Here is a 26,042-nt window from a genome sequence, read left to right as displayed (position 1 = left end):
AACAATGAAGGTCAGAAATTTTGTGAACTCGTTGAGTCGCTATATATCGCCGGCTTGGCTGGCTGTATTGATTGTTGGGATACCAGCAATTTTACTGTTGTTTGTTCCGCCAATCAACGGACTGGCAGATAATGGTGATTATTTCATGATTCTTAATTCAAATGATTTATATATTCAAAATCCAGATAACTATCAGTACAATAGCTATTTTCAAAATATCTATGGTATCCGACAATTCTATAATGAGACAACTACTGGTTTTTTATCTACAGGTCAGCTGTTCATCACAGTTGCGATTTGGCTGAACAAACTATTTTTCAGCAGCAGTCTGTTTGATCTTCGCTTTTTAGGATTGGTTTATCTGGCAGCTTTATTACCGGCAATTTATTTACTGACACGTGCACTGACATTTGGGATGAAGAAAAGTCGAGGATACATTTCTGCTGTGATTCTCGGATTCATGTTTGGCGATGGGATGTACATCATCTATTTTAATTCGTTTTATCCTGAAGCGGCTGCATATATTGGGCTGCTGTATTTTGCTGCTGTTCTTTTCTACTTTTTCAGAGTGAAGACAAGTGTGTATGGCTTTTCGATCTGCATGCTTGTTTCTGTTCTTGTCTTTATTGGAGCATATCGGCAGTTTCTATTTTTGATAATCGGTGTTGTGATTGCAGCAGCAGGCTTGTTGACATATTTGTCGAATCGTACGCAGCAGCTCACGTTGATCGCGACAGTTCTAGGTTTAACTGGGATGTTTGTAACACTATACGCACTGACGCCGGATATTACCTATGACCGCGATGTTTATCATAGTGTGAATAGAGGGCTGAATCTAAACGCTGACTCCCCGGAAGAAATACTCGCCGAAGGGGATGTGAACCCTCAGTATAGTTTGCTTAGAGGTACCAGCTATTATGATGAATTCTCACCTGTACCTCTGAGCTCGGAAACCCTTAAAGCAGATCTGATCAACCAAACCAATTATTTGTGGATCACAGCTTCCTATTTGCTTAATCCGCAGGAACTATCGAAGCTCCTAACATTAGGAGTACAGGACATGTATCTAGTGAAGCCTAATGAGTTGGGGAATTATTTAGAGAAGGATAGTAGGGAGGCTGGGCAAAAAACGCATTTTTTTGCATTGTTCAGTCAAATCAAAGCAGCAGCTTTTCCAAAGAACTTTGGTTTTTTCTTACTTCTGGCAGCTGTGATTTTATTTGTTTACGGGATCGGTTTTTATCAAGGACTTAGAAAGAAGGAACGTTGGCTATGTTTCCGCTTCTTTATCATACTCGGTCTATTCGTTAATTTTTTCATGACGTTCATTGTTGCTGTGATTTACACAGGCGATGCAGATTTTACACGACATTTGTTCTTGACATCTGTTTATTTTGACTTGATTCTTTTGATTTTCATCACAGATATGCTGGGCGGTCGTTTTTGGTCTGATGAAAGGAGGTCTGTTGAATGAGAAAATTATTTCTAGTCTTCCTAAGTTTCCTTGCAGGTACTGTCTTGTTTTCAGCAAAGGCCGAGGCGGCAGACACTGATCGGGTCCTCCTTGTATACGATAGTTTGAATTTTGCTGATTCTGGTGAGGAGAAGGTAGACTCACTGCAGCGTTTATTGACTAGTCTAGGTGTGCGTGTGGATACGGTTCAAGATGAGGACTATCTGAAAGGCACACTACGCGAGGATATCTATACAGGGGTTATTTCCTTTGTAAACTGGTCGGAAAAAGGAATCCGATCTGAGGAATTCATCCAAGATCGTGCAGTGTTTACTGGCAAGAAACTCCACATTGGCATGGATGTTGCCGCTGATGAAGAAGAGAGCTTCAGCGGCGATTTCAAACAACTGAGTCACCGGCAATACAGTCTGCATCATCAAAAAAATCAGTACCAACAGCAGCTGGATTATCAGGATCAAAGCCTGATACTGGCTACTGATGTCGGTACGATTTTTGGCACCCTGCACGCCCAGGAGATTGAAGAGAAAAGCTATCCATTTGGAGTGATACAGGAAGAGGCAGCATTTCTTCCCATGTATGATACGGAGGGGGCAGTCTTCCTCCAAGCAGCTGAGCTGATTCAACAATGGCTTGGAGAAAATGAATCGTATAAACCGATGCTGACATTCAAAGGGTTCACTCCCTTGAACGATATGAAGGTTGCTGATGCGTTTATAGATAAGATCAATCAAATGGCTTTGTATTATGCGCTGAGTTCAACTAGTACACAGCAAAACAATGATTTACTTACGTATCAAGTATTTACCGGTATATTGGCGAATGCACAGAAATCCGGATTGTTCTTTTTAGAAGTTCCCGCAGCAAACGGTGCGGATTTAAATGATGGGCATGCACTACGAGGAATCATGGAGGAGCAGATCAGTTTACTTGTATCAGGTAGTCTTTATCCAATCGGCATCAGCGCACCGGGATATTGGAATCAGGATACGCAGTATCGAGCAGATGCACTGAGTTATGGAAAAACAATTATTCTGGAAGCAAATCCGTCAACGGATAATATCCATTATCGTGCACAGGATAATCGGTCTGCGGTTTATGAGACTGCATTCTATTCTTTACCGCTAAAAAGTCTGGAAAATATCGAATGGGCTCGAAACAGTAATTATACAGAATATGCCTTTCCTTTTCCTGTCAGCTTAGCAATAGACTTTCCTGTTGATGAAAGTGCTGAAGCAGTTGCGTTGGCACAAATTGAAAATAGCGTGTTTGACTTTGGTCAGAACTATGATGCCAACTATCATTTTCAAGTGCAGACACAAACGCAGAACATTGAATATATTGACGGTCGCCTTGTTTTAAATGGACAGACAGTCAGCCAATTTGTAGCAGATGAACAGCCGGAGTTGCCGAAAGAGGGATTTAAAGGTTTGTTTGCAAATTTCTTTCGAAGGGTCAACTCAGGACTCATCTGGTTCATAGGAATTGTTTTAGTTGTTCTTGTTTTTCTGTTTATTCAAGGGAATCGCAATTATAAATCAAAATTTTTTAATCAGGGAGGGGATAAAAAATGACAATTACGGATATCATTATGCTTGCTGCAACATTGATTATTTGGTCATTGTTGATTGTTAACATGATTTTGGTTATTGCCGGATATATCTACTACCTGCGGACAGATCCTAAAGATCCGCCTGAGCTGAATGAAGAGGAGGTGCCTTTTGTTACGATCATGGTGCCTGCTCATAACGAAGGAATCGTTATTGTAAAAACGGTGGAAGCGTTGCTGAATTTTAATTTTCCTCGTGATAAGTATGAAATCATCGTGATCAATGATAATTCCAGCGACAATAGTGCAGAGCTGTTAAACAATTTAGGTAAGGAATATCCTGATCGAAACCTTCATGTGATCAATACAGACAATATCACTGGTGGTAAAGGCAAATCGAATGCATTAAATATAGGCTTCAAGCAGGCAAAAGGAGAGGTCATTGCAATTTATGATGCAGATAATACTCCCGAACCTAATGCATTACGTTATTTAGTTGCTGAGCTGGTCAATAGTGAGGAATACGGCGCAGTAGTGGGCAAATTTCGTACAAGAAATAAGGAAACAAACATACTGACGAAATTTATCAATGTTGAGACATTAGCTTTTCAGTGGATGGCTCAGGCTGGCCGATTCCAGCTCTTCAAGCTTTGTACGATTCCCGGCACTAATTTCATCGTTCGAAGGAGCATCATCGAAGAAATTGGCGGTTGGGATGATAAGGCACTGGCGGAAGACACAGAGATCAGCTTTAGGATCTATATGATGGGTTATAAGATCAAATTTCAACCGAAGGCTGTTACTTGGGAACAGGAGCCTCAGACGCTTTCTGTTTGGTTCAGACAAAGAACTCGTTGGGTCAAAGGGAATATTTATGTCATAGTAAAAAATGCCAAGCTATTGTTTGATCCGAAGGCTAGAAAGATTCGATTTGATATTCTGTATTTTTTATCGATTTATTTTTTGCTGATGACCTCACTAGTTTTATCTGATGTCTTTTTAGTATTATCAGTATCCGGATATGCCCATACGAATCTGCAGGGCTTTAGTAATTCTTTGTGGGGATTGGCTGTCATCCTGTTTATTTTCAGCACATTTTTAAGCATCAGTACTGAAAAAGGAGAAATGAATCTTCGTAATATCGGGGTCATCAGCTTGATGTATGTAACTTATAGCCAAATGTGGCTGGTTGTTGCTGCATACGGTATGTTCATGTACATCAAGGAGAACGTATTCCATAAACAGACCGCAACAAAGTGGTATAAAACTGAGAGATTTAAGTGAGGGATGAAGATGAAAAAATTATTTGTATTTATAGCTGTTTGTTTATTTATAGGTGTTCCAGCTACAGCACATGCAGAAACTGAGGAGCAGAGTAACCATACCTTTAGTCAACCGTTTCAAAATGTAACCAGTTCTTTGACAGGAACCTCTGTTAAAGCAACGATGTACTTCACCAAAATTGATTATTGGGATGTTAAAAAAGCGACATTCAATCTAAAATACCAAATCACCCAGCTGGAAAATGAAGAAAACTCTGATATTACAGTGGCTGTCAACGGGGTCAAATTTTACTCGTGGCGTCCTGGCAAAACAACAGACATTCAAACGGAGACGATCGACATCCCCTTGGATTTGATCAGCGGTTCAAATACGCTTACGATTGAAGGTCAGATCGTTAATGCAGAAGGCTCCGACAGCTACAAGCTAGTCCAGACTCCTGCGAATTGGCTGACCATCTATGATGGCTCTAATGTGAACTTCCAGTATGATTTGATTCTGCCGGAAAATACGATCCACTCGTTTTATAATCACTTTGCCGGAGCCGATACGATTGCAAATCAGCAAAGCGCTATCGTAGTTCCGGAGAATGCATCAGTTGAGGAGCTTTCCGCAGCTTCTTATGCATTAACAGGGGTCTCAAGAATCATCACAACGAGTGAAAATTACTTACCTTTGCATTCTTTAGATGAGAAAGATGTATTGAACAAGCCTTATTTACTGGTTATCAGCAGCTATGACCAGCTGCCTGACAAATACAAGAGTCAGATTGATGAAAAAGAAGTGAGTGACAAGGCGATTTTGAAATTTTTCAATACAGAAGACCAGCATGTGCTGGTGGCAACATCAAAGGATACAGCACAATTGATGAATGCCGGGCGCTATATTGCGAATGAAGAATTGATGACTCAGACTGAAAAAGCGGAGAAAGTCATTGATGCCAATACTAAAACCTTTACCTCTTCTTTGGAATTTGATGGGAATATTCCTTTGACTTCCAGCGGTGATCAACTGGTAGGCAGCTATCATCAAGAGCAAGTCTATTTTGTAGATCTGCCTGTAGATAGAAATAATGCCGATGGCAGCTCTCTTGATATTCATATGAAGTATTCTGATAATTTGGATTTTGATCATTCACTCGTTACTGTTTACGTGAATGATCTACCTGTAGGAAGTAAGAAATTAAGTAAAAGCAAGGCTAACGGAGATCAGCTGCAGTTGAACTTTCCAGATGGGTTGGAAATATCAGATGCCTTTGTCATTAAAGTGGCATTCGATTTGAATGTCAGTAATCCGGAAATCCTGCACAATGGAGATACGCCGTGGGCTCTGATTCAAAATGATTCCAATGTATTTATACAAACGGAAGAATCCGAGGAAGTATTGTTTTCAAATTACCCTAATATCTTTATCCAAAACCAAACCTTTGCTGATTTAGGTATTGTTCTACCTGAAAAACTGAACGCAGACTATTTCAAGGCATTAACGAATGTTCTTAACCTTCTAGGGAACTATACGCAAAGTAATACAGGAGACATCACTTTTTATAAAGATGAACCATCTAAAAATGAACTGGTTTCTCACAATTTGATTATTTTGGGTACTCCTAAAGATAATCCGTTGATCAAAAAGCTGAACAAGGAGCTGTATTTCCAATATTCCGATGATTTTGATACCTTTGTTTCTAATGAGAAGCTAAGTATTGAATCGGAATACGGAAAGAGTATAGGAACAGCTCAACTGCTGTTTTCTCCCTATAACAAAGAGGCAGTTTCGCTTATTTTGACAGGTGTTGATTCTGAAAATGTCTATTTGGCATCTACTCAGTTGAAGTCTCAGGCGAATACGTCTATTTATCAAGGAGATGCTGTTGTTGTAGATACAGACTATCGCCGATATGATTATCGTTTCAAAAAAGAAGCTTCTGCAGAAGAAGAGGAATCTATTGTTTCAAGAATTGTCAGCCGAAGAGATGCGTTAGTTTATAGCGTTGTCTTCATATTAGCTGTAGTGCTGGTAGCGTTGGTTCTATATTATATCATCAAGCGTTACTATTCCAATACAGGTGAAAGAGGAGGGAATCGTGATGAATGATAACAACAAGCGTGGCGTAATCATGGACCTCAGTCTGTTAGGCTTTATGACTGTTGTTTTACTGACAGCAATTTTTATGTCAGTTGGTCCAAATACTTTCTTCTTCAATCTCATCTGTTTGATGATTACATTCATTTTAGTGATTATCACTTATTTCACCAATATTGTGACAGGCTTAATTTTTAACCTGCTGTTTTTCTTTGGTCAGCTTGTCTATGTTTTTTATGTCAGCATGTATAAAGACGGCTTTACTTTAGGCTATGCTTTTTGGCTGATTGTGCCGCCTGTCCTTTGTTTATTGATTTATGGGATTACATTGCAGCTTAGGGAGCAAATCGCTGAAAATATCAGGCTGAAACGAAACAATACACGATTGAGTGCTTTGGATCAGGAAACAAATCTTCGAACATTGAACATGTTTGATGAAGACTTTGCGGTGTTATCGATGGGGACACAGGATCATCCAGCACACCTCAATATGATGGTCATTCGTGTTCGGTATTGGGACAGTCTAAAAAGCAGATTAACTAACGATCAAACAAAAGAGCTGATTCACCTCATTACGGAACAGGTCAATACCTATTTCAATGAACAGAATTTCAAGTATATTATTGATCACAGTGTTCCGACTTGGGGAATCCTGACTTTTCATGAAATCAATGAATTGAAAATCATACGCGCTCGATTGAAGGAGGATTTCCAAAAAAAAGCTGCTATATCAGAGATTCTTGGTAGTGTCAAAATAGAGTTGGTTATTTCAATTTCTAATTACGATAAAGAAGAAAACAAAACATCAACAGATCTTTTGGCGGCAGGAATCAAAGAGTTGCAGTATGATGTCTGAAGAATAAAAAAGAGATGTGACTTATTGAAATGGGTCTAAGCAAGACCGTTTCAATAAGAGCAGTCGTGAGTAGGCATTCATGGAATATTGAATAGAAGGGGAGCGAAGCAGAATGAAAAAAGTATTATTAGTTTTTGGCACAAGACCTGAGGCTATCAAAATGTGTCCCTTAGTCAATGAGTTGAAAAGTCGTAAAAGCTTGGAGGTCAAGGTTTGCGTGACTGGACAGCATAGAGAGATGCTGGATCAAGTATTGAATGTATTTGATGTAAAGCCGGACTATGACCTATCTGTAATGAAAGCGAACCAGACATTATTCGATGTGACCAGTGCCATTCTATTAAACATAAAGAAGGTACTGGAACTGGAGAAGCCGGATGTTGTATTGGTGCATGGTGATACAACAACAACTTTCGCGACAGGACTAGCTTGCTTCTACCTGCAAATTCCGGTGGGGCATGTAGAGGCTGGGCTAAGAACCTACAATATTTATTCTCCATTTCCAGAAGAATTTAATCGTCAGGCAGTAGGATTGATCAGCAAATTTCATTTTGCACCAACAGAAACAGCAAAGGAACACTTGCTGAAGGAAGGGAAGCAGGCTTCTGATATTTATGTGACAGGGAATACGGCAATTGATGCTCTGGAAACGACAGTGAAGTCTTCATACCATAATGCAGAGTTGGACTGGGTAGGGACTGATCGGTTGATCTTGATAACAGCACATCGAAGAGAGAATCTAGGAGAGCCGATGGAGCATATGTTCCGGGCAATCAGACGAATCGTTGATGAGCATGAAGATGTCAAGGCCATTTACCCGATACACTTGAATCCTAAGGTACGAGAGATTGCTGATAAATATCTTTCCGGGGATGATCGGATTCGTTTGATCGAACCTTTAGAGGTCGTTGATTTCCACAATTTTATGGAAAGAAGCTATTTGATATTAACGGATAGTGGTGGGATTCAAGAAGAAGCTCCTTCATTAGGTAAGCCGGTTCTAGTTATGAGAGATACGACAGAACGTCCGGAGGGGATTGCAGCGGGAACTCTCAAGCTGGTCGGAACAGATGAAGAAACCATCTATAAGAATTTCAAGCAGCTGTTGGAGGACCCTCAGGAGTACGAACGGATGAGTCATGCCAGTAACCCATATGGTGATGGACTGGCTTCAAAACGAATCGCAGATATCCTTGAAGAAAAACTTTAAACAGAGAAACAGCTCAGCCGATACTTCGGCTGAGCTGTTTCTCTGTTTATTCTGTTGGTGGTTAACATCAATAAAGCTAATGACTTTCAGCCAGTTTCTGATGTTTAATACCTTTTTGTTCATCAGTAGGATGTACTGGAATTGTTTTCAATAATCTTAATCCATTTAGGATAACTAAAATAGTACTTCCTTCATGTCCGATCACGCCAAGGGGCAGATTAATGACTTGAAATAGATTGGAAAGAATCAGTAGTAATATGACCGCTGCAGAGAAAACAATGTTTTGAGTAACGATCCGTTTCAGCTTCTTCGATAAAATGTGACTCATTTGCAGTTTTTCCAAATCGTTTTTCATAAGTACAACATCTGCAACATCCATCGCTACATCTGTTCCTTCACCCATCGCCACGCCAATCGCAGCATTTGCAAGTGCCGGTGCATCATTGATACCATCACCGACCATACCGTTGACACCATATTTCTCTTTTTGCTCTTTGATCAAGCGAGTTTTATCCTCTGGTAGACAATTTGCATGGATCTCATTGATTGGAAGAGCTTTTCCAACGGCTTCAGCTGTTTTTAAATGATCTCCGGTAATCATTGTAGTGTGAATATCATTTTCAGTAAAATAAGCAAGAACCTGATAAGCCTCCGATTTAGGTAAGTCCAATAAACCAAAATAGGCAGCAAGTTGATCGTCTTTAAATAGATAAATCACTGTTTTTCCTTCATTGTGAAGAGCTTCGATTTCTTGAAGCAATTCTTCTGAGAAGGGTGCTGTTTCAGAAAAGGTTTGCTTCCCGATTCGCCAGACAGATCCTGATACATCGGCTTCCATCCCAAAGCCGATAACATTGCGAACGGTCAGGTCTTCGAATAACGGAATGGACTCATCCTTATAATAAGCCAGAATTGCTTGAGCTAACGGATGGGTAGATTTCTGTTCCATAGAAAGTAAAATATCGAGTCCTTCCTTGTTATCGCTTAGAAAGACTGCATTCGTAACTGTTGGTGCTCCTTCGGTCAATGTCCCTGTTTTATCAAAAGCAATTGCTCGTAATTCAGCAAGATTTTCCAGATAGACGCCACCCTTGAATAGTACACCATTTCTGGCGCCGTTTGAAATAGCCGCTAGTGTGGCGGGTGTGGCTGAAGCAACAAGAGCACAAGGGGAAGCAACTACTAATAAAACCATCCCCCGATAGAAGCTCTCATCCCAGCTCCATCCAAGAAAAAGATAAGGGATGAAGATCATCAAGGGAATAATGATCAAAACGGCTTTGACATAAATATTTTCAATTCGGCTAATAAAGCTTGCTGTCTGTGAAGGTGTGTTCTGCGCTTCGTTCACAAGTCGAATGATTTTTGCAAACAAGGTATCTTCACTGTCTTTTGTGACAGTCATGGTAAAGGCTTCTCCTAGGTTGATTGTTCCGCCAAAAAGCTCATCACCGTCTTTCTTGTCGACTGGAATCGATTCTCCGCTAACCGCAGCTTCGTCAATAGAGCTGTTTCCATTTAAAAGAATACCATCGATTGGCACCCCAGCTCCTTTTGGTACCAAAAGCTGATCGCCTATCTGGAGCTCACTGACGGGAACCTCTTCAGTCTGGTTGTTGTGTAATCTCAAAGCTGTTTCAGGTTGTAGATTAATCAGGTTGGATATTTCTTTTTTACTTTTATTTGTTGCATATTCTTCTAACGCACCACTAAGGCAGAAAATGAAGGTCAGCATAGCTCCTTCAAACCAATTGCCGATAATACAAGCGCCAATTGCTGCCAAGGCCATAAGTAAGTCAACATTCAAATGCTTGTTTTCAAATGTGTCAATAATACCTTCCTTGGTCTGTTTGAAACCACCGAATAGTATAGCCAGTATAAATGCTGTTGGGTAAATAGTTAGGCCGATTTTTTCCATGATCAAACCGGCAACCATAAATAGAAAGCACAGGGTAGTAGCTAATAATGCCTGTTTTTCTTTTGATAATTTCATGATGATCGCCTCCTCAATTAGAGCATAACACAGAATATACTCTAATTGATAATAAATATATCTAATTGAGAACGATAGTGGTTATCAATTAGAAAAATAGCTATTTATAAAGGTTTTTAATTGTATTTTTTCTAATCTGTAATGATAATCATTATCAATGGATTACTATTAAAAAGAGTCGCTCCTGATTGAAAAAAATAAAAGGGAAGTTTGCTCAATAAAAAAACAGCACGCAAGATTTGCGTACTGTTCTTTTAATTACTGGTAGGATATTGCTCTTCCTGCAGCTTCCACAGTTGATCGGTAATTGCTGAGATAGCTTCCTTCCCATTTTCTCCATTGGTAAAAACCGAGAGGATGAATGGGTGAGAGGATTCAAGAATACCTATATCATGAATATCGTTATCATAGGAGCCGATTTTATGAGCGACTTTCCCAGTTGTAAGGGAAGTTTCCAGTCGTTCGTGGAAAACTGTTTTTTTCATGTAATCATAGATTTTTTGATATTCTTTGTTTGTTTCTTTTTCTTCATAAAGCCTTAAAAGAATTTCAGCGCCATCTGCCGAAGTGAACTTGGTATCTTCAACATCTGCTTCTCTATTGAAAAAGTATCTGTACAGCTGCCGTTTTGCCTGATCATTGCCACCGAAAAGACCATAGAGCATATTTTTAGCAATATTATCTGAATAGGTGATGTTGTACTCCTGCAAGGTCTGTAAAGTGTATGAAGGCTGGATATCATTGAGGATTCGCCCTGTTCCTTCTTCGTAGTCGGTATCCTCTTTATAGGTGATTTTATCAGTCCATTTCAATACGCCTTCATTTACTTTGTCTGCAACCATCATTGCTAAGGGAACCTTGATTGTACTGGCTGTATAGAATTCTTTTTCATCATTGATAGAGAGCTGAGTTTCTGTTGTCAGATCTACGTAAGTGATGGCCATTGTTCCATCAAAGGAAGCAGAGGCCTTGTCTATTGCTTTTTGCACTTGCTCATAGAACTTCTTTTCAGCCGTTGTTTTACTATCTTCGACAGGCATTTCTGATTCATCAGTTACTAAAGCCTGTTCAGAAGCGTTACTTATGGACGGTTGAATATCTGTCCTGATCATTGCTTGTGCAGAAGCACTATCCTGTGTTACTGAATCGACAGAACCCAAAGCGATCGAAGCATCAAAAATTGCCTGTGAATCAAACGTTTCTTGATTCGACTCTATAGCTTGTTCAATATCTGATGGGGTCGTTGACTCAAGAGCAGATACTGAAGTAGATGATTGACTTTCTTGTTCTACAGCATAATCAAAGGTATGTGTAGAAAAGAAGAAGACAATGATCAAAAAGAAACAAATAAAGAAAATCGAACCATAAAAGCCTATTTTCTTTTTCTCCACTATTTTTTTCCTCTCTAAAATAATTCTGAGACAGTTCCATTTAATCATTTTTCGAATTCTTTTGCAAGATGAAGATGAGATCGGTATTTTTAAGTTCTATTTAAGCTGATAAGAATAAAGTGTTACTTGTTCCAACATGATTATTTGGCTAGGAGGCTATTATATGGATTTTATAAGACGAGCATTATTAAGTATGAAGGCAAAAAAGGGAAGGACATTACTGTTAAGTGCAGTATTTTCTGCAATCTTGATTTTTGTCTTAGCGGGGCTGACGATTCGAAGTGCAGCCTTATCAGCAACTGAAAATGCTAAGAAGAGTGTTGGAGCGACAGTAACACTGTCGACTAATCGCCAGAATGGAATGGAGCGTTCAGAAGGCGAGGATGGAAGTGAAAGGCCGGACCCTAGCAGTTTTACTGTTACACCGGTAAATTTAGAGGATGCAGAAAAAATTTCTGCATTGGATAATGTGAAAAGCTATTCCTTTATCTCATCATCGTCTGCAGGAGCAACAGATGATATTACACCAATTTCCAGCTCAGATGATTCAGAGGATGAAAATACTGCGGCCTCCTCGTCTACAGCAACAGAAGGCGAAGGAATGATGGGAGGCGCTCCTGGTGGAGAAATGATGGGAGGCGGAGAAGCCGGCGGTGCAGCTGCGATGATGCAAAGCGATTTTCAAGTGACAGGTGTCATGGAGCTGTCAATGTATTCTGGGTTTTCCGAAGGAACATCAAGCATCGTTGAAGGCGAAGCAATTACCGCAGAGGATGAGGGAACAAATAATATTGTAATTGAACAGACACTTGCGGAAGCAAACGAATTGAGTGTAGGAGATACATTCACAATTACAAGCCCCGAGGATGAAGAGACAACTTATGAAGTAACAATCAAAGGAATCTATGAAACATCTGAAAGCAGCAGCAGCATGGGCACGATGTTCAACTTTTTGAATCCTGCAAATATGCTCTATAGCTCATATACTTTCGCAAATACATTAAAAGGCGATGATTCTGAGGGGACAATCGATTCTGCTTCCTATACATTGTCAGATCCTGAAAGTATGGATCAGTTCGTAGCAGAAGCTGAGAAGCTAGTTGATACAGAAACATTCAGCTTGCAGACAAATGATCAAATGTATCAGCAAATGCTGCAGCCATTAAACAATGTTGCCAGCTTTGCAACGAATATCGTTGTTTTAGTGGCGGTAGCTGGTGTGATTATTTTGACATTGATTGTCATGATGACCATTCGCGAAAGAAGATACGAAATTGGTGTACTTCTTTCAATGGGTGAGGCAAGAGTGAAAGTGATCATGCAATTCTTTACAGAAATTCTGGTGTGTATGTTGTTTGCATTAGTCGTAGCATCGTTCAGCGGAAACATTGTTGGAAATGTTATCGGCGAGCAGCTGCTTGAACAGCAGACAGAATCTACACAAACGGCTTCAAATGATAACGAAATGGGGCAAGGCGGACCTAGCGGCAACAGAGGTGGAGGCAACTTCGGTAGTATTGGTGCCAGCTCTCAGGAAGCCGCACAGGAAATTCAGGAAATGGATATCACAGTGACTGCTGACCAAATCGTCATGCTGGCTGGTATGGGTATCCTGATCAGCTTTGGTTCTATACTACTATCATCAATCGGCATCATTCGTCTACAGCCTCGGAAAATACTGACAACTTAGGAGGGAATTGCATATGCTTGAAACAAAGAATGTTGGCTACTGGTATACCAACGAGCAGGATTATTTATATAAGGATATAGATTTGGAGTTTCATAAAGGAAAAATGTACGCAATTCTTGGTGCCAGCGGCTCTGGGAAAACGACGTTTCTTTCATTGATATCCGGTTTGGACGTGCCTAAGGCAGGAACGATTCAATATAATGGTGAATCGCTAAAAAATATTGGTTTAAGAAATTATCGTAGAAATGATGTGTCAATCATCTTTCAGGCGTACAATCTGTTGCCGTATATGTCAGCATTAGATAATGTGTTGACTGCAATGGCAATATCAGGCTTGAAAAAGGAAGATAAGAAAGCCTATGCGTTGGAACAGTTGGCTACAGTGGGAATCGATGAGGTGCTGGCGAAAAAGAGTGTGACACAGCTTTCCGGTGGACAGCAGCAGCGGGTGGCAATCGTCCGTGCACTCTGCTGTGATCATGAATTGATCGTAGCAGATGAGCCCACTGGGAATCTGGATGAAAAAACATCTGAGGATATTGTGAAGCTTTTCCAAAAGGTCGCACATGATGAACATAAATGCATCATTATCGTGACACATGAACAGGATGTAGCAAATGCTTGTGATACTGTCTACGAACTTAAAAATCATCAATTTACTGAAAAGCAGACCAATAAAAAAGAAGTGATGGACTCAGAGGCGTAACAAGACCTACAAAAAAATCAGAAAAACGAAGGAAATTACTTTTCGTTTTTCTGATTTTTTGTTTGTCCGATCAATAAGTGTTGCAGGCTGTCTGCTTCGTGACTGAGCCTTTTCCCTATCGTTGTATCTCGAACCTTGATTCTATCGACTTTCCGATCGATGATTTGTCTAGTGGAAATGATATCATCGCTGTTCTTGATAGCAGCAGCTTTATGAGTAAAGGGCTTGTGAGCAGCCAGATGCATACCGTAGGAATTATAGATGAGCGTATAGCCGCCGATTCCAGTTATACGTTGATAAGACTTGGAAAAACCGCCGTCAATCACCAGCATTTTTCCATTTGCTTTGATGGGTGTTTCACCTTTCGTTACCTTGATAGGCGTATGACCATTGATGATACAGCCTTTATCTGGATCAGTGCTGAATTCATGCAGCAGCTTTTGACAGGTTGCTTCCTGTTCTCGTAGTTGATAATACGGATTCTTCTTTTCGACATGAAGCTCCGTGTCTTCAAGAAAATAACGTTCAAAGGTTTTCATTGCCTTCTTACCAAAAAGAGAAGAGCCTTCTCCACACCACAGGTACCAAATAATATCCGTCAATTCTTCAATATTGCTTGATCGATTAGCAAAGGCTGTCTGAATACACCGGTCAAAGTAATCTAATAATTTTTTTCCTGAATAGCTTTTTCCTCGGAAAGTAACTACTTGAAAATCGCCATTTTCTGTTAATGGAATACAACCATGAATCAACAGATTTTGGTTATAGCTTAAATACAGAGAACCTTTTTCCATTAGAAAAGACATATGCCTTTTTAGTCGTTTTGATTGTTGAAACTGCTGAAGTAGATCATTGAATACATCTTCTTCCTCCTGTAGCAATAAATAGGCGTCTCTATGATCAATGGTCTGAAAACAAGCGTTGACCAAACGATAGTCCTTTTGATTGATGGTTATTGCTTTACCACTGATTTTATCTAGGAGCAGTCGATCTGTCATGTTAAAGTCCGGTCGTCTAAGAATTATTTGCCCCTCCAACTTTTGTTGGATGACGGCAGCTGCTTGCTGAATCAGCATACTGTCCATAGTTTCCTCTTTTGTCAAAGTACGATAGGGATTCTTCTTTGGTTGGAAGGCTAAGTTGTATGTATAATATTTACGACTAAACTGCTTGAAAGAATCAAGATTTATACCATAAGCAGTCTCTAGTAAATCAAGATTTCCGTACCTGGCAGAGATTCGTAAAACATTTGCCAAGCAGGCTTTAGAGCCGCAAAAGGCACCCAACCAGATAATGTCATGGTTTCCAAACTGGATATCGATTGAATGATAGTCGATTAGCTTATCTATGATTTTATCTGGATGGGGTCCTCGGTCATAGATATCGCCAATTACATGTAGATGATCGATGATCAAGCGCTGTGTCAGGAAACAGAGAGCTGAAACAAAGAACTCTGCCTCTTCTAAATCAATGATTTTTTCAATGATTCGTTCATAATAATCCTGCTTATCTGCTTCTTCGTCGTAAGGATAGATCAGCTCTTCTAAAATATATGCATATTTTTCAGGTAATGCTTTCCGAACCTTGGAGCGAGTATATTTGCAGGAACAAAATCTGACTAATGTAATCAGCTGATGTATGGTTCGATACCAAAAAGAGAAGGTCAGCTGCTGTTCTTGTTTCAATAGTCCGATTTTTTCAGTTGGATAATAGATCAGGAAACACAGAGAATCAATATCTTCTTCAGAAAGAACCTTTCCAAATATGGAACGAACCTTTTCTCTAATGCTTCCAGATCCGTTTCTCAATATATGATCAAAGGCGTCAAATTCACCATGTAAATCACTGACAAAATGCTCTGTTCCTTTAGGGAGATTCAAAATGGCTTCAAGATTGACAATTTCAGCAATCAATTCATTTTTAGGCTGTTGCATCTATTTTCCTCCTTGCGGGAGATCAAAGAATAGGACTTCTAGGATCGACCAGTTTTGCTTTGACTGTATGTTTTTCGGCGAGAAAAAACGGTGTCCTGATAACGGACCATTCACACTGCACCAGACTATTTTTTGTAATCTGAAAGCAACATGGAGGAAGAGGTCACCGTTTTTTGTATCTCGCTTCATGAGGACCAGCTCTCTTTGACAATCAAGTCAAAAGCTAAATGAGCTTGCTAAGCGCACATATTGCTATCTTTCATCTAAGTTTTCAATGATTGAAGAGGTTTCTTCAATTGACTTTTTCTCGACATCAATAACAAAGGAGTGATATTTATCAAAGACTTGAGCAGCATAAGCCAGCTCTTCCTTGATTCTATCGCAGTTTGTGTAGGCAGAATCCTCTTTTAGCCCCAATGAATGCAGGCGAGATTTTCGAATATCTCTCAGGCTTTCCATAGAAGTAGTTAGACCGATGATTTTACTTGGGTCGATTTGATCCAATTCTTTTGGCAGAGGAACTTCGGGAATCAGCGGCAGGTTCGCTACTTTATGATTTCTATTTGCCATATACATGCTTAAAGGTGTCTTTGATGTTCTTGATACACCAAGCAGGACATAGTCAGCTTCTAAAAAGCCTTTCGGGTCTTTCCCGTCATCATAGCGAACCGCAAATTCAATGGCAGCAACACGATTAAAATACTGCTCATTCAATTTATGCAAGGCTCCGGGCTCCTGTAGTGGAGCAATACCAAAGGTAGACTCAATGATTTCGCTCAAAGGACTCATGTAATCAACAAATTGCAGTCCGGTTCTTGCTGCAAAATCTCGAACTAAAGTGACTAGCTGCTTGTTTACTAAAGTAGTGACAACGATCGCTTTATCATGTAGGGCATCCTTCAGGATCGGTTGAAGCAAGTCCTCATCTGTAATGAATGGGAAGCGTTGGATATCTCTCATATCGATTTCAGGATATTGCGCAGAAACAGCAGAAATGATTTTCTGAGCAGTTTCTCCCACAGAGTCAGAAATTAAATAGATTTTTACGTTATTTTTCTTCATGTTCATCAAACACTCCTAATAATTTTCATTTTCTATATCTTTACCAGCTAGGATAAAGTATTCCATCAATTTTGTTTTTGTAAGCTTACCAATCACTTTAGTTGGTTCCTGCTCGCTAACTACAGGTAGGGTATCTACGCTATGCTGAAGCAGCAAATCGCCGGCTTCTAATATAGTATGTTCTCCAGTGACGGTTGTGATGTTCGGCATTCTCGACATGATTACTGCCACAGGAGTTTTCTCAGTATGAGGATTGCTGATAGCAGCCCGTAAAAGATCCTTTCTGGACAGAAGCCCAATCAGGTTCTCCTGTTCGTCCTTTACATACAGAGAACCAACATCATACATAAATAAATTGGTCACTGCGTCATAGATAGTCGTTGACTGAGGAATCAAGAGTGGAGGAATCATGATATCCTTCACTTTTTTCCTGTACAGCTTTTCGTAAAGCAACGGCTCAACTGTTTGACCGGTATAAAAATAACCGACTTTGGGCCGTGCATCGAGTAGACCAGTCATTGTCAGAATGGCCAGATCACTACGAAGGGTTGCTCTACTAAGACCCAATGTTTTTGCGATGGATTCACCGCTGATGGGCTCATTATCCTTCACTATTTTAATGATTTCCAGCTGTCTGGAAGTTAAGTTCATTCGTATAACCTACTCTCTTAATGTGACATACTATATATTATATATAGGGTCATATATAAAAGCAAGTATAAATAAAATGTATCATAAATAGGTTGACATCAAATGTGATACACTATATAATGCGATTGAAAATAAATGTGTTACACTATTCAGGAGGGTAAGTATGAATTTTGTTTATGAGTTTTCACAGGGGTCAAAGGAACAAACTGCATTGTTAGGAGGAAAAGGGGCCAATCTGGCAGAAATGACTGCTTTAGGTTTACCTGTACCAAATGGGTTTACCTTAACAACAGAAGCTTGTATAGACTATTTGGCTGGAAAGGACAGCTTGCAGGAGGAGTTGAAAAATGACATACAGAATCATATCAAAGCTTTAGAGAAAAAAACAAATAAGGGATTTGGCAGTACAAGTCAGCCGCTTCTTGTATCTGTACGTAGCGGTTCTAAATTTTCTATGCCTGGAATGATGGATACAATCCTGAATTTGGGCTTGAATGATGAAACAGTCAAAGCCTTGGCTGATAAAACAGCGAATGGACGCTTTGCCTATGATTGCTATCGTCGTCTGCTGCAGATGTTTGGTGATGTTGTTTGCGGAATTGATAAAAGTCGATTTGAAGACCAATTGACCTTCTATAAAAATAAAAGAAACTATCAGGAAGATACAGAAATGAAGGAGGAGGATTGGCACTATCTGGTGGATGTCTATAAAGGAATCTATCAGGAGGTGTTGCACCGTCCATTTCCTCAAAATCCTGTGGAACAGCTATTTCAAGCTGTAGAAGCTGTTTTTCGTTCTTGGAATAATAAACGAGCAGTGACCTATCGCAGATTGCATCAAATTCCTGATGACTTAGGCACAGCTGTAAATATTCAAGAGATGGTCTTTGGCAATGCTGGTTTTGAAAGCGGGACGGGAGTAGCTTTCACGAGAAATCCGTCAACCGGTGAGAAGGGAATCTTTGGAGAATTTCTGCTGAATGCCCAAGGAGAGGATGTTGTAGCAGGGATTCGTACGCCACAGCCGATTGCCGGACTAAAGCAATCCATGCCAGAGGTGTATCAAGAGTTTGAAAGAATCAGTTCAAGTTTAGAAGCTCATTATAAGGATATGCAGGATATTGAATTCACAATTGAAGATCAAAGGCTGTATATCCTACAAACTAGAAACGGTAAACGGACGGCTAAAGCGTCATTTAAAATCTGTATTGACATGGTAGCAGAAGGAATCCTGTCACGTAAAGAGGCGCTGCAGCGTATTACTCCGTCGATGGTCACACAGCTGCTTCACCCTGTATTTGATCCAGCAGAACTAGCAGCGGCTGTATCAATAGCGAAAGGTCTTCCGGCAAGTCCGGGAGCGGCCAGTGGTGCAATCTATTTCACTGCCGAAAGCGCAAAGGCCGCCACATTGAGGGGGGAAAAAGTGATTTTGGTTCGGCAGGAAACCTCTCCAGAAGACATTGAAGGAATGGTTGTGAGTGAAGGAATCGTGACCTCACGAGGTGGAATGACGTCACATGCTGCTGTTGTTGCTCGAGGAATGGGTGTTTGCTGTGTTGCTGGATGTGAAACATTACAGGTAGATGAGTTTTTGGAACAGATTATCTGTGGGGAGCATGTCTTCAAAGCTGGAGATATTTTGTCTGTTGATGGAACAACAGGTCAGCTATATCGAGGAACGATTTCAAAGCGAGAAGGCAACGAACAGGAGCTTCTGCAGGAGGTTTTAGGCTGGGGAAAAGAAATCAATGAGTTGAAGGTCTTTGCTAATGCAGAAACACCGGAGGATATTAAAACGGCTTTGAACCTTGGCGCAGATGGCATTGGTCTGGCAAGAACAGAGCATATGTTTTTTGGTGAAGAACGAATCAGTGAAATGAGAAAAATGATTCTTGCTAAAGACAAAAGAGGGTTGAAAGAACCATTGGAAAAATTGAAGACTTATCAAAAGCAGGACTTCAAAGAAATTTTTCAGCTGATGGAAGGACGTCCCTGTACAGTCCGACTATTAGATCCTCCTCTCCATGAGTTTCTTCCAAGAACAGGCAAAGAGATCGAGGAGCTGGCAGCAGCAACCGGAAGAATGCCGGCACAGATACGCAAGAGAATGGACGAGCTGGAGGAACAAAATCCGATGTTGGGGCATCGAGGCTGTCGACTTGCTGTGAGCCTTCCGGAAATTTATGAGATGCAAGTAAAAGCAATCGTTGAGACTGCATTGGCAGTAAATCGTGAACAGGACTTTACAACTATCCCGGAAATTATGATTCCGTTGATCAGTACGAAAGAAGAAATGGCTCTTCTGAGAGAGCATTTGGATCAAGTGATCCAAGAGGTATTAAACAGTGAGGCGCTTGAATATAAAATAGGAACGATGATCGAAACACCAAGAGCTTGCCTCATTGCGGATGGTATTGCAGAGTATGCGGATTTCTTCAGCTTTGGAACGAATGATTTGACGCAGCTTACTTTTGGTTTCTCGAGGGATGACTCAGGAAAATTTTTAGGAGAATACATTGAACAAGATCTGTTGAAAGCCGATCCGTTCCAACACCTTGATGAGGAAGGTGTGGGACAGTTGATCGAAATGGCCGTTGCGAATATTCATAAAACCTCAAAGGGCAGTAAAATTGGTGTTTGTGGAGAGGTTGGAGGAGATCCTCAGTCTATTCGTTTCCTAAGAAAACTGCCAATTGATTATGTGTCTTGCTCACCTTACAGAATACCGGCAGCCATTCTGACTATCGCTCAAGAATCGAAATTTGAGTAATAAAAGAGATAATTTGTTATTTAGCAGGAATCAGTTAAGTTTACAACGATGAGGTGACAGAGTAGGAGCAGATTTTCTGATGATTGCTTCTTCGTCAATTATATAATGGCGGTGTCGTTCGTTCTATTACGGAAACTATATCAAATAATCAATGTCTAATTCTTTATCCACTTACTTAAATAAACAGGAAAATCACTGGTTTTTTCAAAAAAATCACTTAAATTCAAATGAAAAAACAGATAGGAACTTTTTCATTTTTGTGTTATCATCATTGATAACTAAAATGAAGAAGGTGAAAAAATGTCGTTATTATTTGGTACAGCAGAATTCAATGAAAAAGACCATCTTGTCATTGGTGGTTGTGATACAACAGAACTTGCTGAAAAGTATGGAACACCGCTGTTTATTTATGATGTCGCACACATTCGGGAAAAAGCCAGAGGATTCAAGCGGACACTTGATGAACTGGGGATCAAGAATAAGGTAGTGTATGCCAGTAAAGCCTTTGGCTGTTTGGCGATGTACAAACTGCTGGAAGAGGAAAGTCTTGGCTGTGATGTTGTATCGGGTGGAGAATTATATACAGCATTGAAAGGCGGCATGACACCGGCAAATATTGAATTTCATGGAAACAATAAACTAAAATCAGAGCTTGAGTTGGCGTTAGATAGCCAAATAGGTATGATTATTGTTGATAATTTTTATGAGCTGGAGCTATTAGAAGAGTTGACTACTGCAAAAGGTGTGACACAAGATGTCATGCTTCGGGTAACACCTGGGGTAGATGCTGAAACACATGATTATATTTTGACAGGTCAGGTGGATTCTAAGTTTGGCTTCGATGTGAATAGCGGTCAGGCAACAAAAGCAATGCAGAAAGTAGTAGCTGCTAAAGGTTTGACATTAAAAGGGATTCATTGCCATATCGGGTCTCAGATTTTTTCTTCCGAGGGTTTTCTTGTCGCTGTTGAGCGAATGGTGGCTATTTTGGAAGAATGGAAGGCAGATTATGGTTATACTGCAGAAGTCCTAAATATGGGGGGCGGTTTTGGTATTCAATATACCGAAAACGATACACCTCTTGAACCGGAAAAATTTGTACAGGCAATCGTTGAGGCAGTGAAGGGGCAGTGCAGCTTGCAGGATTATCCGCTGCCTGAGCTTTGGATAGAGCCGGGGCGCAGTATCGTAGCAGAAGCAGGGACGACCCTCTACACTGTTGGTTCACAAAAAGAGATTCCTGAGGTTCGCCACTATGTTTCTGTTGATGGCGGTATGGGAGATAATATTCGTCCCGCTTTGTATAGCGCGGAGTATACAGGTCTGCTGGCAAATAGGATCAGTGACCGAAATATGGAAAACGTTGCAGTAGTAGGGAAATACTGTGAATCAGGCGATATTCTGATCAAAGATATCAAGTTGCCTGAAATGGTCTCAGGAGATTTGTTTGCCATGACTAGTACAGGAGCTTATGGCTATTCAATGGCTAGTAACTATAACCGAAACCCTAGACCGGCTGTTGTATTTGTCGAAAATGGCGAAGACAAGCTAGTTATAAGAAGGGAAACATACGATGATCTAATTTCACTTGACTGTGAATAGATTGGTGGATTGAAATAAAAGCTGTTTGATTTTATCCATTTGGCGGTTGCTGAATGGAGAGAAATCAGGCAGTTTTTTTATTTTTGAGAAAAAAACTGCCTAAATCGAAAAATATAGTTGGAAAAAGAACAGACATCTGGTATTCTATTAGTAAAATTTTAGTAAAATAATACATTTTATTAAAAGCAGAAATGATGCATCATTCTTAGTGTTAAAAAAATAGTGAGGGATGTGAGAATAAAAATGAAGTATACACAGAGACTGGAACAGCAAATCAGAGACGCTGCCGAAGAATATCTGCTGTCTCAGACAGTTGTCTCATTACCGGTATCAGGGTATGAAAATTACTTAGTATCCGGCGATCGCTTAACCTTCGAGCTAGCGTATTTTAAACGTCGCCGTCAGCTTGCAGTGATGGGATTAGCTGTTTATTTAGAAGATTCGAGAGAAACGCTTCAATTTTTGGAACAGATTATTTGGGAGATATGCAATGAATATACTTGGGCGTTACCTGCACATCTGTCGATCGATCAGAATGAGTTTGCTGAGGAAGCACCTGCCTGTATCGATCTTTTTGCAGCAGAGACAGGACAAACACTAGCTGAACTTTACCGATTGATTGGTTCAAAATTATCACCATTGATTTTACAGCGAATGATGTCAGAAATTGAACGTAGAATTTTACTGCCCTTTGAAGAACAGCAGTGGGCTTGGGAGCAGAAGGAAAACAATTGGAGTGCAGTGATTGCGGGATGCCTCGGAATGACAGCGCTATCTTTGATAGAACAAACAGATCAGCGATTACAGCCTATCATTGATCGTCTGGATGTTTCGATGCAGAGCTATTTGCGAGGCTTTGGAGAGGATGGCGCCTGTGTAGAAGGTGTCAGTTATTGGAGCTATGGCTTTGGTTATTTTATCTATTACGCAGAGATGTTGAAAGAGGTGCTGCAGGAGGATCGATATTTGAAGCTGCCCAAAGTAAAGGCAATAGCGGCTTTTCCTTATTTTACAATGATCGATCAAAAACAGTTCGTCCCTTTTTCAGATTATTCTCAGCCAACCTTACCAAGTGGACTAATCAATTTTTGTAAAAATCGATTTGATGTGTCAATACCAAAGTTAGCGGAAGCAAGCTCATTGGATTTCGATCATTGTTATCGTTTCGCACCCCTTTTACGTAATTTACTCTGGAAGAAAGAAGGAGCTCAGACAGATTCTCAGTTAACGGTTTGTCATTATTTTTCAGATGCACAATGGCTGATGAGCAGAAGGCAGGAACCAGCATTTTTCTTTGCCGCCAAAGGCGGATCAAATGAAGAGAGTCATAATCATTTAGATATCGGGCATTTTGTTCTAGGGGATATAAATGAACTGTTTCTGACTGACCTTGGCGCCGGAGAGTATACACGAGATTATTTCAATGAGGATAAACGCTATGGATACTTCACTGCTGGTGCAACTAGTCATCATATCCCCCGCATAAATGGAGAAGAGCAGCAGCCTGGGGCAGTATCTGCTGAAAATGTGTCATTCGATAAACAGTCAACTCAGCTGAACTTTTCGATGGAGTTGCAGGAGACATATAGTAAAAATGAGGAGTTGAGAAGCTTTAGACGTTCCTTTGCAGTGAACACAGAGCAACGTGAAAGTATACTGACAGATCATTTTCTATTTGATACTGCTGACAATGAGGTTGTTGAGAATTTTGTTTCGCAACTTCAACCTCGTATAGAGGGGCAGAGGGTCTTTTTGCAAGGGAAGCAAAGCTTTTGTGAAATTGGATTTGAAACTACAGACATCACTGTATTGACAGAGCGCTATCGGGATCATTCAGGTAAGGAACAGAAAGCATATAGGATCCAAGCGCTTTACAAAGCTGGAGTGGAAGCAGTAATCAGAGTTAGAGTGAAGATGAATGAATCATTAAGGGAGGACACTGATGCATACATTTGATGTTCAAGAGGAGTTCTATTATGATTGCCAGCCTTACAAAATCATTTCAGGCGCTATTCATTATTTTCGAGTGGTACCGGAATATTGGCAGGATCGTTTAGAAAAGCTAAAAGCATTAGGATGTAACACTGTTGAGACCTATGTTCCGTGGAATCTTCATGAGCCGCAGGAAGGGGAGTTTTGTTTTGAAAAACAGTTAGATTTACGAAAATTCATTCAATTGGCAGCTGATCTCGAGCTGAAGGTAATCCTGAGACCAGCACCGTATATTTGCGCAGAATGGGAATTTGGAGGCTTGCCGTACTGGCTGATAAAAGATCGAACGACAAAGCTGCGTTTCGATCATCCTGTATTCATGAAAAAAGTTGAGGAATATTACAGCCGTTTGCTTCCTGAAATCAGGGATCTACAGATCACTAAGGGTGGGCCTATTATTCTGGTTCAAGTAGAAAATGAATACGGCGGGTATGGCAATGATCAATCATACCTGAAAAAGCTAGTTCAATTATTGCGCCAATATGGAGTAGAAACACCGCTTGTTACATCAGACGGACCTTGGGGAGATATGCTGGAGAATGGATCGATTTCCGAGCTTGCTCTTCCTACAATCAATTGCGGTTCTGATGTGAAGAAGCACTTTCAACGTCTTTGTGATTTTCACGGGGAGAAGCGACCATTAATGGTCATGGAGTTTTGGATTGGCTGGTTTGATGCATGGGGAGATTCGATTCACCATACAACTGATGGTAAGACAGCAGCTAAGGAGCTGGATGATATTTTGGCACAGGGGTCAGTCAATATCTATATGTTTCACGGCGGGACAAATTTCGGTTTTACCAGTGGGGCAAATTATTATGAGAAGCTTGCGCCTGATGTCACTAGCTATGACTATGATGCACTTTTGACAGAATGGGGAGATATCACAGACAAGTATCGAAAGTTTCAAAAGGTAATTGCTAAATATACAGACATTCCTGAAGTGAGCTTTTCGACTGAAATAAAGAAAATCAACTATGGCGCAATACCTGTATCAGAGCGTACTTCTTTGTTTGGAAATCTTGATCAGCTATCGGTAAAAACAATCAGTAATTATCCGTTGACTATGGAGGAGCTGAATCAGGCGTTTGGGTACATTTATTATCAAAGCTCAATCGGTAAACCTCGCCAAATTGAGGACTTTCGTCTGATTGGTTGTGCAGACCGAGCACAAATATTCCTAAATAATAGACATCTGAAGACACAGTATGATTTGGAAATTGGGGAAAAGCTCTCCTTTGATTTGACGAATAAGGAGAATGATTTAGGGATTCTAGTAGAAAATATGGGACGTGTCAATTACTCAGTCAGAATGAATCATCAGCTAAAGGGGATCGAAGATGGTGTCATTATAAACGGCGCTTTCCAAAGTGGATGGACGATATATAGTCTGCCAATGGAGGACTTGACTACTCTGGACTTTACGAAAGAATGGCAGGCAGAGCAGCCCGCTTTTTATCGCTTCTGTTTTTCGGTAACAGAACTTGGGGACACTTTTGTTGATCTAACTGGTTGGGGAAAAGGCTTTGTGATGGTCAATGGGCATAATATTGGTCGATATTGGGAGAAAGGGCCACAGCAGCATTTGTACCTTCCAGCACCATTTTTAAAGGAAGGGGAGAACGAAATCATCCTGTTTGAATCAGAAGGGAAGAGCAATAGTCAAATTACTCTGACAGCTGTTCCAAACTTAGGAAAAACTGAGCAATGAAGCAGCATGATTTATCTGATGAGTATAGAAAAATCTGGAAAAATAAATAAAAAACTGTCATGGCTTGGCTGAAGACCGAGCGTGACAG

At 40.3% G+C, this 26,042-nt stretch carries 17 protein-coding genes; 12 read left to right on the top strand and 5 right to left on the bottom strand.

The features are described from left to right. Positions 1-4: 4 nt before the first annotated feature. The 6 genes from wsfD to wecB all read left to right on the top strand — a co-directional run bounded on the left by wsfD (position 5) and on the right by wecB (position 8,449). Positions 5-1,474, top strand: coding sequence for a glycan biosynthesis hexose transferase WsfD (wsfD, locus tag I6N96_RS06325; protein WP_209556696.1), 1,470 nt, complete (start codon positions 5-7; stop codon positions 1,472-1,474). Continuing rightward, a complete protein-coding gene (locus tag I6N96_RS06320; protein WP_209556695.1) occupies positions 1,471-3,045 on the top strand; it encodes a hypothetical protein in 1,575 nt (524 codons plus the stop codon). Before wsfD ends, I6N96_RS06320 begins: the two co-directional genes overlap by 4 nt. Beyond that, complete coding sequence (locus I6N96_RS06315; protein ID WP_209556693.1) at positions 3,042-4,304, top strand: glycosyltransferase family 2 protein; 1,263 nt, start codon at positions 3,042-3,044, stop codon at positions 4,302-4,304. Before I6N96_RS06320 ends, I6N96_RS06315 begins: the two co-directional genes overlap by 4 nt. A gap of 9 nt (positions 4,305-4,313) precedes the next feature. Further along, positions 4,314-6,395: a cellulose biosynthesis cyclic di-GMP-binding regulatory protein BcsB gene (locus I6N96_RS06310; RefSeq protein WP_209556692.1), complete on the top strand. Its 2,082-nt coding sequence runs from the start codon at positions 4,314-4,316 to the stop codon at positions 6,393-6,395. Continuing rightward, positions 6,388-7,239: a diguanylate cyclase gene (locus I6N96_RS06305; protein ID WP_209556690.1), complete on the top strand. Its 852-nt coding sequence runs from the start codon at positions 6,388-6,390 to the stop codon at positions 7,237-7,239. The genes I6N96_RS06310 and I6N96_RS06305 overlap by 8 nt, the downstream gene beginning before the upstream one ends. 112 nt (positions 7,240-7,351) lie before the next feature. After that, positions 7,352-8,449, top strand: coding sequence for a non-hydrolyzing UDP-N-acetylglucosamine 2-epimerase (wecB, locus tag I6N96_RS06300; RefSeq protein ID WP_209556688.1), 1,098 nt, complete (start codon positions 7,352-7,354; stop codon positions 8,447-8,449). Between the two features lie 76 nt (positions 8,450-8,525). On the opposite strand, the gene I6N96_RS06295 is transcribed toward wecB, so the two are convergent. Together I6N96_RS06295 and I6N96_RS06290 are read right to left on the bottom strand one after the other, a co-directional pair. Next, positions 8,526-10,442 carry a heavy metal translocating P-type ATPase gene (locus I6N96_RS06295; protein ID WP_209556687.1) on the bottom strand — a complete coding sequence of 639 codons (1,917 nt, stop codon included), beginning with the start codon at positions 10,440-10,442 and terminating at the stop codon, positions 8,526-8,528. A 254-nt stretch (positions 10,443-10,696) separates the two neighbouring features. Further along, on the bottom strand, positions 10,697-11,833 hold the full coding sequence (locus I6N96_RS06290) for a serine hydrolase (protein WP_347339066.1): 1,137 nt from the start codon (positions 11,831-11,833) through the stop codon (positions 10,697-10,699). Between the two features lie 163 nt (positions 11,834-11,996). Here I6N96_RS06290 and I6N96_RS06285 point away from each other — a divergent pair, with 163 nt between their 5' ends. Together I6N96_RS06285 and I6N96_RS06280 are read left to right on the top strand one after the other, a co-directional pair. Then, the gene (locus I6N96_RS06285; protein WP_209556685.1) at positions 11,997-13,523 is read left to right on the top strand and encodes an ABC transporter permease; all 1,527 of its coding nucleotides are present in this window, start codon (positions 11,997-11,999) and stop codon (positions 13,521-13,523) included. 13 nt (positions 13,524-13,536) lie between these two features. Then, positions 13,537-14,229 (top strand): ABC transporter ATP-binding protein, encoded by a 693-nt coding sequence (locus tag I6N96_RS06280; protein ID WP_209556683.1) that lies wholly within the window; start codon positions 13,537-13,539, stop codon positions 14,227-14,229. 35 nt (positions 14,230-14,264) lie between these two features. Here the strand turns inward: I6N96_RS06280 and I6N96_RS06275 are convergent, their stop codons facing one another. The 3 genes from I6N96_RS06275 to ccpN form a co-directional block, all read right to left on the bottom strand. Then, positions 14,265-16,163, bottom strand: a complete 1,899-nt coding sequence (locus I6N96_RS06275) for a fructose-1,6-bisphosphatase (RefSeq protein ID WP_209556681.1) — start codon at positions 16,161-16,163, stop codon at positions 14,265-14,267. Between the two features lie 252 nt (positions 16,164-16,415). Next, positions 16,416-17,225 carry a pyruvate, water dikinase regulatory protein gene (locus I6N96_RS06270; RefSeq protein WP_209556762.1) on the bottom strand — a complete coding sequence of 270 codons (810 nt, stop codon included), beginning with the start codon at positions 17,223-17,225 and terminating at the stop codon, positions 16,416-16,418. A gap of 15 nt (positions 17,226-17,240) precedes the next feature. Further along, a complete protein-coding gene (ccpN, locus tag I6N96_RS06265) occupies positions 17,241-17,876 on the bottom strand; it encodes a transcriptional regulator CcpN (protein WP_209556680.1) in 636 nt (211 codons plus the stop codon). A gap of 163 nt (positions 17,877-18,039) precedes the next feature. Here ccpN and ppdK point away from each other — a divergent pair, with 163 nt between their 5' ends. From ppdK to I6N96_RS06245, 4 genes are all read left to right on the top strand, one after another. Next, complete coding sequence (ppdK, locus tag I6N96_RS06260) at positions 18,040-20,649, top strand: pyruvate, phosphate dikinase (protein ID WP_209556678.1); 2,610 nt, start codon at positions 18,040-18,042, stop codon at positions 20,647-20,649. A gap of 300 nt (positions 20,650-20,949) precedes the next feature. Then, the gene (gene lysA / locus I6N96_RS06255) at positions 20,950-22,251 is read left to right on the top strand and encodes a diaminopimelate decarboxylase (RefSeq protein WP_209556676.1); all 1,302 of its coding nucleotides are present in this window, start codon (positions 20,950-20,952) and stop codon (positions 22,249-22,251) included. Positions 22,252-22,494: 243 nt separating this feature from the next. Continuing rightward, positions 22,495-24,207: a hypothetical protein gene (locus I6N96_RS06250; RefSeq protein WP_209556674.1), complete on the top strand. Its 1,713-nt coding sequence runs from the start codon at positions 22,495-22,497 to the stop codon at positions 24,205-24,207. Continuing rightward, positions 24,194-25,954, top strand: a complete 1,761-nt coding sequence (locus tag I6N96_RS06245) for a glycoside hydrolase family 35 protein (RefSeq protein WP_209556673.1) — start codon at positions 24,194-24,196, stop codon at positions 25,952-25,954. Before I6N96_RS06250 ends, I6N96_RS06245 begins: the two co-directional genes overlap by 14 nt. Positions 25,955-26,042 lie beyond the last annotated feature (88 nt).

This window comes from Enterococcus larvae (assembly GCF_017830045.1).
Taxonomy (GTDB): Bacteria; Bacillota; Bacilli; order Lactobacillales; family Enterococcaceae; genus Enterococcus_L; species Enterococcus_L larvae.
This window is presented reverse-complemented; position numbering and strand designations above follow the sequence as displayed.